General features: G+C 64.6%; 9 protein-coding genes. 3 read left to right on the top strand and 6 right to left on the bottom strand.

Annotated features, from left to right (window positions below; translation table 11 throughout):
* Positions 1-22: 22 nt before the first annotated feature.
* The gene (locus PQ627_RS09075) at positions 23-214 is read right to left on the bottom strand and encodes a YegP family protein (protein WP_144661379.1); all 192 of its coding nucleotides are present in this window, start codon (positions 212-214) and stop codon (positions 23-25) included.
* A 159-nt stretch (positions 215-373) separates the two neighbouring features.
* Here PQ627_RS09075 and nboR point away from each other — a divergent pair, with 159 nt between their 5' ends.
* The gene (nboR, locus tag PQ627_RS09070; protein ID WP_274260235.1) at positions 374-1,012 is read left to right on the top strand and encodes a nicotine blue oxidoreductase; all 639 of its coding nucleotides are present in this window, start codon (positions 374-376) and stop codon (positions 1,010-1,012) included.
* 19 nt (positions 1,013-1,031) lie between these two features.
* Positions 1,032-1,502 (top strand): GNAT family N-acetyltransferase, encoded by a 471-nt coding sequence (locus PQ627_RS09065; protein ID WP_274260219.1) that lies wholly within the window; start codon positions 1,032-1,034, stop codon positions 1,500-1,502.
* Positions 1,503-1,559: 57 nt separating this feature from the next.
* Here the strand turns inward: PQ627_RS09065 and PQ627_RS09060 are convergent, their stop codons facing one another.
* The 5 genes from PQ627_RS09060 to PQ627_RS09040 form a co-directional block, all read right to left on the bottom strand.
* On the bottom strand, positions 1,560-4,325 hold the full coding sequence (locus PQ627_RS09060) for a molybdopterin-dependent oxidoreductase (RefSeq protein WP_274260217.1): 2,766 nt from the start codon (positions 4,323-4,325) through the stop codon (positions 1,560-1,562).
* Positions 4,315-5,250 carry an FAD binding domain-containing protein gene (locus PQ627_RS09055; protein ID WP_274260215.1) on the bottom strand — a complete coding sequence of 312 codons (936 nt, stop codon included), beginning with the start codon at positions 5,248-5,250 and terminating at the stop codon, positions 4,315-4,317. The genes PQ627_RS09060 and PQ627_RS09055 overlap by 11 nt, the downstream gene beginning before the upstream one ends.
* Positions 5,241-6,464 carry an XdhC family protein gene (locus tag PQ627_RS09050; RefSeq protein ID WP_274260213.1) on the bottom strand — a complete coding sequence of 408 codons (1,224 nt, stop codon included), beginning with the start codon at positions 6,462-6,464 and terminating at the stop codon, positions 5,241-5,243. Before PQ627_RS09050 ends, PQ627_RS09055 begins: the two co-directional genes overlap by 10 nt.
* A 333-nt stretch (positions 6,465-6,797) precedes the next feature.
* On the bottom strand, positions 6,798-8,393 hold the full coding sequence (locus tag PQ627_RS09045) for an NCS2 family permease (protein ID WP_274260211.1): 1,596 nt from the start codon (positions 8,391-8,393) through the stop codon (positions 6,798-6,800).
* Between the two features lie 6 nt (positions 8,394-8,399).
* Positions 8,400-8,894 (bottom strand): nucleoside deaminase, encoded by a 495-nt coding sequence (locus PQ627_RS09040; protein ID WP_018778860.1) that lies wholly within the window; start codon positions 8,892-8,894, stop codon positions 8,400-8,402.
* Between the two features lie 421 nt (positions 8,895-9,315).
* Here PQ627_RS09040 and PQ627_RS09035 point away from each other — a divergent pair, with 421 nt between their 5' ends.
* Positions 9,316-10,656, top strand: a complete 1,341-nt coding sequence (locus PQ627_RS09035) for an 8-oxoguanine deaminase (RefSeq protein WP_274260208.1) — start codon at positions 9,316-9,318, stop codon at positions 10,654-10,656.
* The last annotated feature ends 64 nt before the right edge of the window (positions 10,657-10,720 follow it).

Genomic DNA, 10,720 nt, shown 5'->3' with positions numbered 1-10,720 from the left:
TTCTCGTTGCGCAGGCGGGGCATCAGGTGCCCAGGTTCCGCCGATCGACCACGAAGCCAGTCGCCGCGTTTTCACGGACTGCGTTGATGCCGGCCACCACTGCCTTCAGGTTCGGAAACTGCGGCGACATTGCCACCACCGTGCCGTCGTCTGCTGTGAGCCGGAAACGGAATGAATTGCTCCCTGACTTGAGGATTTCGAAAGTGCCCGCCATGTCCCCTGTTCTTTCACGCGTCGTTGCGTTCTCGAGCTGACTTCATAACTCCTCAATGACCATAACGGCCATTTCACAGGCCCAAAACCCCTACTCAGCAGTAGTTTGAAACCGATATAGGTAGATCAAATGGAAAGCCAGCATGGAGCTAGAGACCCGATGGACCCCCGCGCGTATGGTGAGGATATGACTCAGACCGGCACGGCGCCCACCACGGGCGTCCTGCTCGCCGCGGGCGCCGGCACACGATTGGGCCGCGGGCCCAAGGCGTTGTTGCCGTACCGCGCCCGGACGCTGGTGGAAGTCCTGGCCGATACCCTGTTCGACGGCGGCTGCAACGAAGTCGTGGTGGTGCTCGGAGCAGAGGCCGACCGTATCCGCAGCAGCACGGACCTGGGCGCCTACAAGGTGGTGGAAAACCCGGACTGGGCCAAGGGCATGGCAGGATCCTTCCGCGCGGGCATCGACGCCGCAGCCGCGGGAAACAGCATCATGGTCGCTTTGGTGGACCAGCCCGGATTAACCCCGACGGCGGTGAGCAGGCTGCTGGGCAGCCACCGTCCGGGACGGGTCACCGCAGCCGCGTATCCAGATGAGTCTGGCCGCCTGAAGCGGAGGCACCCGGTGATTTTCGACGTCGAACTCCGCTCCCAAGCGGCGGCAGCTGCCCATGGCGATACCGGCGCGCGCTCGTTCCTCAAGGCGCATCCGGGGTTGGTGGATCTGGTGGACTGCAGCGATCTGTGCTCGGGCGAGGACCTGGATACCAAAGACCAGCTTCACTTGCTGGAAATGTGAACCCGGTAAATTCGGGTTCATGATCCGCATTGAGCCCGATGATCCCGCACGCCCCGATGTCCACGCCCTCCTCAGTGAGCATTTGGCTGACATGTTCGCGACATCGCCCGCGGAGAGCGTGCATGCCTTGGACCACTCGGCGTTGTCCCATGAGTCGATCACGTTCTGGACGGCCCGGGAAGACGGGGTGCTGCTGGGTTGTGGCGCGTTGAAGGTGCTTGGCGCGCCGGGCGAGGCGGAGCTGAAGTCCATGCGCACCGCCTCCGAGGCCCGCGGCAGGGGCGTGGCAACACTCCTGTTGAAGCACATTGTGGCCGAAGCCAGGACCCGGGGCTTTTCACGGTTGGCCTTGGAAACGGGCACCGAAGACTACTTCGCTCCGGCCCGGCGTTTGTACGCCCGGCACGGCTTCACGGAGTGCGCTCCTTTTGCCGATTACACCCTGGACCCCAACAGCGTGTTCATGGAACTCCCCCTTCAACCCAAGTAGGGGACAGCAAACGTCGCTACGGGCGTCCATTGCGACGTTTACTGTCCCCTAGTTGGGTCAGTTGGGGATCAGGGTGTGGTCGCGGAGGGCCAGGTAGATCTTGTCCCTCGCGATGGGGAGCTCGCCGAAGCGGATCCCCGTGGCGTTGCGAATCGCGTTGGCCAGTGCGGGAGCGACCGGGTTGAAGGGGCTCTCACTCATGGACTTGGCGCCCAGCGGACCAGTGGAATCGTTGGTCTTGGCGAAATACACCTCGCTCCGGGGCACGTCGGCGAACGACGGGATGTGGTACTGCCGCAGGATGTCCGTGGTGACCCGGCCGGCGTCGTCCACCTTCACTTCCTCGTACAGCGTTGCGCCCAGGGCCTGTGCAATGCCGCCCTCAATCTGGCCCCGGCATTGCCGCGGGTTCACCACCACCCCGGCGTCGGCCGCCTGCACGCTCTGCAGGATCCGCAGCTCGCCCGTGCCCTTGTTAACAGCAACGCGGAAACCGTGCACGTTGAACGCGACCGAGCGGGGTGTTCCTCCCCAGTTGCCATCGGTGGCGAGCCGGACGCCTTGGAGCCTGGCGGCGTCGACGATTTCCTTCAGCGGAACCGAACGGTCCCCGCACTCAACCGCCCCGTCCACCAGACGGCATTCCGTCAGAGGAACGCCGGTCAGCGAAGCGGCGACGGTTTGGATGCGGGTAGCCAGCTCCAGCGCCGCACCGAGCGTCGCCTTGCCCGCAACCACGGTCCCGGCCGAGCCGAAAGCGCCGGTATCGTGCTCCACCAGGTCGGTGTCCGATTGCCGCACCAGGATCTTGTAGGCAGTGGTCCCCAGCGCGGTGGCAGCCAGCTGCGCGTGCACGGTTGTGGTGCCGTTCCCGAATTCCGCAGTACCGACGTCGACGGCGAACCTTCCGTCCGCTTCCAGGCTCACCCGGGTGTGGGCGAAGTGGCCGCGGGGCGGGACGGTGTCGATCATGGACAGGGCTGAGCCCTCCCCCACCACCCACTCCGGGCCGAGGTCATCCAGTCCTGCGGCACGGTAGCGTTCCTTGCCACGGTCCAAAGCGTCCCGCACCAACGCCACGCACTGGTCCAGGCCGTAGCTTCCGTAGTGCACGTCTTCTTCGGGCTCGGGAGTCGTGGAGAGCATATGGTCACCGGGCCGGACCATGTTTTTGAGCCGGAATTCCAGGGGATCCATGCCGATCCCAGTGGCGAGCTCATCAATGGCCGACTCGATGGCGAAGATCATCTGGCTCAAGCCATACCCGCGGAAAGCCCCGGCGGGAACCGTGTTGGTGTACACGGCGTGGGCGTCCACCTTCTTGTTCACGCACTTGTAGACGGCCAACGATTCACCACAACCGTGGAACATCACGCCGGGAGCGTGGTTTCCGTAGGCCCCGGTGTTCGTGAGCACGTTCAGTTGCAGGGCAGTGAGATAGCCGTCCCTGGTGGCCCCGGCCTTGAGGTGGATGGTGAACGGGTGCCGGGTGGTGGTGGCGGTGAATTGCTCGGTCCGGGTGAACTCCAGCTGCACCGGCCTGCGCAGCGCCAAGGCAGCCAACGCCGCCAGGTCCTCGGTCAGCACTTCCTGCTTGCCGCCAAAACCGCCGCCCACACGTCCGGCAACTACCCGGATGGTCTCAGGAGCCAGGTTGAACAGGCGGCTCAGCGTACGCTTCACCAGGAAAGGAACCTGCGTGGACGAACGGACCATCAGTCGGCCCTCCTCATCCACCCAGGCAATGGAGGCATGCGTTTCCATGGCCACGTGCTGCACACGCTGCGTCTGGTACGTGTGCTCATGGATGAAATCGGACGCTGCGAATCCGTCCTCCACGCTGCCCAGTTCGGCATGGACCTCTGCCACGACGTTCTGCAGCGGCCGTGAAATGCGGGAGAACACGCCGTCCTTCTCGCCGTGAATCGCGGGGGCTCCCGGAAGGATGGCCTCTTGGGGAGTAAACACCGGTTCCATGAGTTCGTACTGGACTTCCAGCGCTCGGGCACCTGCTTCTGCTGCGCCCACGGATTCGGCCACGACGGCGGCAACGCGCTGCCCAATGAAGCGAACCACGTTGTCCAAGACGCGGGTGTCATCGGGATCGTCCGTGTAGTTCTCGTGCTGGGCCGTGGAGAAGAGCTGCTGCGGAGCGTCCTCGTGGGTGAACACCGCCACTACGCCGGGAACAGCCAACGCGGGTGCCTTGTCGATCGACACAATGCGTGCGTGTGGGTGCGGCGAACGCAGGAGTTTCATGTGCAGCAGGCCCGGGAGCTGCTCGGCCGGGACGTCCAGTGAGTAGCGGGCGGTCCCGGTGACCACGGCCTGGCCGGCGGGGGCGGGGACGTTGTCCCCGAGCTGGCCCACGCCTTGATCCGCGCCATGCTGGTGCTCGCCACCTTGCCCGCACACGGCGTCGGCAATTGAGCGGTAACCCGTGCACCGGCACAGGTTTCCCTTGAGGTTGCGCGGCAGGTTGGCGCGCTGTTCGTCGTCGAAAGTTGCTGCAGTCATCATCATCCCGGCGGTGCAGAACCCGCACTGGAAACCTTGGGCCTCCAGGAACTGCTCCTGCACTGGATGCAGGCCGTCGGTCGCGAGGCCTTCGATGGTGGTGACGGCTTTGCCCTCGGCGCGAACGGCCGGGTAGATGCAGCTGTGGACCGGCGTGCCGTCGACGTGCACGGTGCACGCACCGCAGTCACCGCCGTCGCAGCCCTTCTTGACGCCAAAGTTGCCCTGCTCGCGGAGGAAAGTACGCAGGCACTGGCCGGGTCGGGGTGTGGCCTGCGAGGCAGCGCCGTTGATCTCAATTGCCATGGGAGGCCTCCTTCTGGGTGCCTGGAGTTTCGGGTTGCGTGGACGGCTGGGGCGAGGTGGCGTGCGGCGGCCAGAAATCGCCGGACACGGTCATCGACTCATCCAGCAGCTCCGTCCTGATCTCCTCGGCAAGCTTCACGGTCATGTCCCGACGCCACGCCGGAAGGCCGTGGATGTCATCGTGGTACAGCTCCTGAGGGATGGAATGCTCGACGGCGGCAGCCAACGCGGCGGCGTCAGGAACCTCGTCCGCGGCGAACCTCAGCTGCACCGGACGTTTGGTGGACGCGGTGACGGTGATGACCAAGCCGAAAACGGGGTCCAGCCGGCCTATCAGGAGCACACCGGAGCGTCCAAGGTTGCTCAGGGACAGCCGACGGAAGGCCACCCGGGCGGACAGTGCCTCGGCAGGAAGGTGGATGCTGCGAAGCAACTCTCCAGGAGCGAGGACGTTCTCCATGTCTCCGGTCACGAAGTCCGCTACCGGGACGGTGCGGCTGCTGCCGTCAGGGCTGAAGATGGTGGCGACGCCGTCGAGACCGGCGCACAGCGAGGTCATGGGTCCCGCAGGAAGTGAGGTGCAGATGTTCCCGCCCACCGTGGACATGTTCCAGACCTTGAAAGAGGCCACGAAGGAGTCGCAGCTGGGACGGATCAAGGCCAGTCCGGGCCATTCGCGGTGGGCCACTTCTGCAGAGTCAGGCAGATCGTAGAGCTCCGCCACCGTGCAGGTTGCGGCAAGTTCGATGCCTTCGTCGGTGATGGTGATGGCGGACCAGCCTGCGTCTCCAAGGTCCAGTAGCCGCTTGAGGACGGTGCTTCCATAGGAGAAAAGGACCGTTCCGCCGGCGAGCCAGGCATCGCCGTCGCGCCATTGTTTCGGGTCCGTGGTGGGGACCACGGCCTCGATGGTGTTCATGTCCATGGGTCCTCCTGGGTGAGGTGTTGAGGTGCTGGGTGGATTGGGCCGGTGCTGTCCTTCAAGGAAGGAAAGCCCGTGGTCTTTGCGCCGGCGCCCCGCTCGGCGATGATCTCGGCCGTGATGGAGACCGCGACTTCGGCTGGAGTTACCGCGCCAAGGTCCAGTCCAATGGGCGAATGCAGCCGTTCCAAATACTCGGCGGGAGTTCCTGCCTCGACGAGGGCGTCCACCCGTTGCCGGTGGCTGCGGCGTGAACCCATGGCCCCGACGTAGGACAAGTTCAGCCGGAGGGCGGCCTTGAGCAAGGGGATGTCGAATTTGGGGTCGTGGGTGAGCACGCACAACACTGCCCGGGAATCGAGCCGACCGGCTGCGGCCTCGGCCTCGAGATAGCGATGCGGCCAGTCGGTGACTACCTGGTCTGCACCTGCGAAACGGGCCTGGGAAGCGAACGCGGGCCGTGCATCGCAGAGGGTGACGTTGTAGCCCAGGAGTTGCCCGGCCGGAAGCAACGCCGCACCGAAGTCGTTCGCACCGAAAATCAGCATGCGTGCTGCCGGCAAACGGCTTTCCACGAACAGCGTGATGGGTTGCGGCTCTTCCTCTTCCCGGGGCGGGGCCGCCAATCTCTCCGTGGTGACCCAGCCATCGATGCACCCCTCGGGCGGCGCCAGGCGGACCAAGCCGGCACGGCCGCCTTGGAGCAAGGGCTCAACCTGGGCGGCGGCCGCAAAGAGTGTGGAGGGATGGTCGCCCACCAGGACGGCCAGTTCCTCGGATTCCATGGCCCGGAACCGCACAGGATCCTCGACCACCATGACCCCTCCCCCGGCATCGAGCCGACGGATCAAGGCTGCGGGGCGTCGTTCCCCGGCGAAGACGGCAAGTTCCGGCGCTCCGGCACCGAAAGGCTGGATGTGGACTTCCAGCTCGCCCCCACAGGTAAGTCCGACGGCGAACGCGTCCTCGGCACTGTAGCCATAGGACTCAAGGCGCGAACCGCCGTCGCGCATGGCCTCCAATGCAGCCTCGACAACAGCGCCCTCCACGCAACCACCGGACAAGCTGCCCAGGATATCGCCGTTTTCGGAGACCATCATGGAGGTCCCCAGGGGCCGCGGCACGGAGCCGCCGCTGCCCACGATCGTGGCCACCGCCAAGCGTTGGCCCGAGACCGCAGGCCGCCAGCCGCCCAGTGAGGGCATCAGATCCAGCATGGCAACACGTCCTTTTTCCAGGTGTCCCGGCCGGGATGGCCCGGCCGGAGCAGTGCGCGATCTTGCCCCATGTTCTCATTCGCAGAGGGTGTTGAGGGGTAGTCGCGCCAATTCGATAAGAGTTCATGGGAACTGACATTCCATAGGAACGGGGGCAAGGGCTTCATCTCCCTGCCCCCGTTCCCTGACGGAGCGTCGGCACCCGGCCGCCGCCCGCCGTCGTGCCCGGTGAAAGGGACCACGACGACGGACGCCTATTCGTGCGGTGGGTCCGGCGGACCGCCGATCAGAGTGCCGGAAAAGACCCGCCGGCCCGGGGTGTTGCGGCTCCGGTCAGATCCCCATCAGGGCGTTGATCGGGCCGCGGGCAAAGTAGATGATGAAGCCCGCCGTGACCGCCCACATGAGCGGATGGACCTTCTTGGCTTTACCGGACGCCGCGTTGACCACGGCGAAGGAGATGAAGCCGACGCCGATGCCGTTGGCGATGGAGTACGTCAGGGGCATCGTGACGATGGTCAGGAAGGCAGGGAGCGCGATCGCGAACTTGGTGAACTTGATCTCGCGGATCTGGGCCATCATCATCGCACCCACCACCACCAGCGCTGCCGCTGCCACTTCGAGCGGAACCACGGAGGTCAGCGGGGTGAAGAACATCGAGCCCAGGAACAGCAAGCCGGTGACCACGGAGGCCAGGCCCGTGCGGGCGCCTTCACCGATGCCCGCTGCGGAGTCGATGTACACGGTGTTGGACGAGCCCGAGGTTGCGCCACCGACCACTGCACCCATGCCCTCGACGATGAACGCGGACTTCAGCTTGGGGAACGTGCCGTCCTTGTGGGCCACGCCGGCGCTCTTGGCCAGGCCGGTCATGGTGCCCATGGCATCGAAGAAGTTGGTGAACACCAACGTGAAGACCAACATCGTAGCGGCCAGGCCGCCAATCCGGGCGAACGAGCCAAAGAGGTCGAACTGGCCCACCAGGCTCAGGTCCGGAACGGAAACCAACTGGCCGGAGAGCACCGGGGTGTTGAGGTGCCAGCCGCCGGGGTTGTCCGCGGTGCCGGGACCGATCCGGAACACGGCCTCGGCAACAGCGGCGAGGACGGTTGTAGCGACGATGCCGATGAGCAGGCCGCCCTGGATCTTGCGTGCCACGAGGATACCCATGACCAGCAATCCGACAATGAAAACAAGGGTGGGGATGGAGGTGATGGATCCATCGTTGCCGAGCTGGACCGGTGGGCCGCCCTTGGTGGGACGGACGAAGCCGGAGTCGACGAAGCCGATGAAGGCAATGAACAGGCCGATGCCGACGGTGATGGCGGCCTTGAGTTCCTTGGGCACTGCCTTGAAGATCGCCGTCCGGGCGCCCGTGGCTCCGAAGAGGACGATCAGGATGCCGTTGATGACCACCAGGCCCATGGCTTCGGGCCAGGTGACCTCTTGGATCACGGCGACGGCCAGGAACGAGTTGATGCCGAGGCCCGCCGCAAGTCCGAAGGGGAGGTTTGCGATCAGGCCGAAGACGATGGTCATGACGCCGGCGGTCAGGCCCGTGACGGCACCAACCTGTGCTGCCGAGAGCCAACCGCCTGCCACGTCCGTGGGAGCATTCTCCGCGGAGAAGCCGCCCAGGATCAGCGGGTTGAGGATGACAATGTAGGCCATGGTGAAGAAGGTGACCAGGCCGCCTCGGAATTCCCGGGCCAGAGTCGAGCCGCGCTTGGTGATCTGGAAGAACTTGTCCAGGAAGTGTGGGGGCTTCTGGCCGTTGCCATTGGCGGGGCCGGTTGCCGTGTGCTTTGCTGCTGTGGGCTCTGCGCCGTTGTCCCCATTGGGGAAGAGCGCAGCCTGCTTTTCAGCTGCTGTCTGCTTTTCAGCAGAGTTTCGCATGTCTGCGGTATCCAGGATTTCCATGTCAGCCACCGGGCCCTAGTAGTCAATCCTGGAATCAAGCGTGTTCCATGTGTTGAACGGCTGGAGGGCCTCCGGAGCCTGGGGGTCGCCCAGTTCCAGCTTGGCTACCGGCATCAGCGCGTCCCGGTTGTCGTTCTCGAAGTACTCGTAGAAGACGGCGTCATCGAAGCCAACGGATGCGGCGTCGTGACGGTCTGCGGCAAAGAACACGCGGTCCACGCGTGCCCACAGCGCGGAAGCCAGGCACATGGGGCATGGCTCGCAGCTGGTGTAGAGGGTTGCTCCGCTGAGGTCGAAGGTTCCCAGTTCGCGGCAGGCGTTACGGATGGCCGTGACTTCTGCGTGTGCTGTGGGATCGTTCGAGGCGGTGACGCGGTTGACGCCTTCGAAGGCTCGTCCGTCCGCGGTAACAATGACGGCGCCGAAAGGGCCACCACTGTTCAGGACATTGGCTGTTGCCAGCTCAATGGAGGTGGCCAGGAATTGCTCGGCCGTGACGGTTGTACTCATGTTGCGACTTCCTTAGTGCTGTGGAAGCCGGGTGAACCTGTTGGGGGCGCTGCAAAGAGCTCCAGTTAGCTTGGTTACCAGGCTTCAGCATGTGCGATGAAGGTTAAGTTGCGCCTGGTAGATAGCTTCCCGAGGTCCGGGTGCCCGCCTTTGGCAGTTGAAAGCGTAGCACCACGTTTGTGAGCCGCGCCATAGTTTTTTGAAAGTTTAATTTCGTCATGCGAAATTACTTATTCAGCGTGCCTCACCACCGTTTGGTGCGCCAATGTGACCGGCGGCCTGTGCCGCGGGCGTTGACTGCCGCCGTCGCGCCTTTTACGATTTCTGGACCGGCGCCTCTCTGGCGACCGGTGCCTGGATCAGCAGACAGGACCTAACTGAGCTGGAACGCATACATGCCGACCAGACAAGGAACCTGCGCATGCTTTGGATCAAAAACCCACTGGGTATCTTCACCGCAAACGACCTCGACGCCGGCAACGGACTGGTGGTCTCGGAGTCCGGCACCATTCTGGAACTCGTACCTTCAGGCGGGCGGCCGACCGTTCCCTGCACCGAGTTCGATGCCTCAGCGCACGTGGTGCTGCCGGGGCTCATCAACACCCATCACCACTTCTACCAAACGCTCACGCGCGCCTGGGGACCGGTGGCCGACGTTCCGCTCTTCCCCTGGCTTCAGAACCTCTATCCGGTGTGGGCGCGGCTGACCCCCAAGAGCCTGGAGCTGGCCGTGAAGGTTGCGCTGGCCGAACTCCTGCTGTCCGGCTGCACCACGGCCGCCGACCACCACTACCTCTTCCCCGACGGCATGGAAGACGCGATCGACATCGAGGTCGCCGCCGTCCGATCCATGGGGATGCGGGCCACCCTCACGCGCGGTTCCATGACCTTGGGAGAGGACGACGGCGGGCTGCCGCCCCGGACCACGGTCCAGTCACCTGAGGCGATTCTTGCGGACAGCGAACGGCTGATTCGCACGTATCACGAGACCGGTCCCGGCGCCTCCGTTCAGATCGCGCTGGCTCCTTGCTCGCCATTCTCCGTGACCAAGGAAATCATGGCCGAATCCGCGGTCATGGCCGAACGCTTCGATGTCCGGCTGCACACCCATCTTGCCGAAACCATCGACGAGGAAGACTTCTGCCGTTCAATGTTCGGCCTGCGGACCGTGGACTATCTGGAATCGGTTGGCTGGCTTGGATCCCGGACCTGGCTGGGCCACGGAATCCATTTCAACGACGAGGAGATCGCCAGGCTGGGAGCCGCGGGAACCGCCGTCGCGCATTGCCCAACCTCCAACATGCGGCTGGCGTCCGGGACCGCGCGGGTCCTGGAACTTGAGGCAGCGGGTGTGCCGGTGGGGCTGGGAGTGGATGGTTCGGCGTCGAACGATGCCTCCAACATGATCCTTGAGGCGCGGCAGGCCCTGTACCTGCAGCGGCTGCGCTATGGAGCATCGGTTCCTGTGTCCCGTGCACTTGGTTGGGCGACGCGGGGATCTGCCGCGGTGCTTGGGCGTTCTGATATCGGTCAGCTGGCGCCGGGTTTGCAGGCCGATCTGGCCCTGTTCAAGCTCGATTCCCTGCGCTTCTCGGGCAGCCACGATCCCGTTGCTGCTCTGTTGCTGTGCGGCGCAGACCGGGCAGACCGCGTGATGGTTGGAGGTTCGTGGCGGGTTGTGGACGGGGCGATTCCTGATCTGGACGTCGCTGGGTTGATCGCGGAGCACTCTGCGGCTGCCCGGAAGCTGGTGGCTGGGTAGTCTTCACGCGCTGCGGCCGCGCACGAAAACGCCGGAACGCGTCCACTTCGCAGGGAACGTTCCG

It is taken from the genome of Paenarthrobacter sp. AB444, from assembly GCF_028736865.1.
Lineage (GTDB): Bacteria > Actinomycetota > Actinomycetes > Actinomycetales > Micrococcaceae > Arthrobacter > Arthrobacter nicotinovorans_B.
The sequence above is the reverse complement of the archived record's forward strand: the minus strand, read 5'-3'. Positions and strand labels throughout refer to the sequence as shown.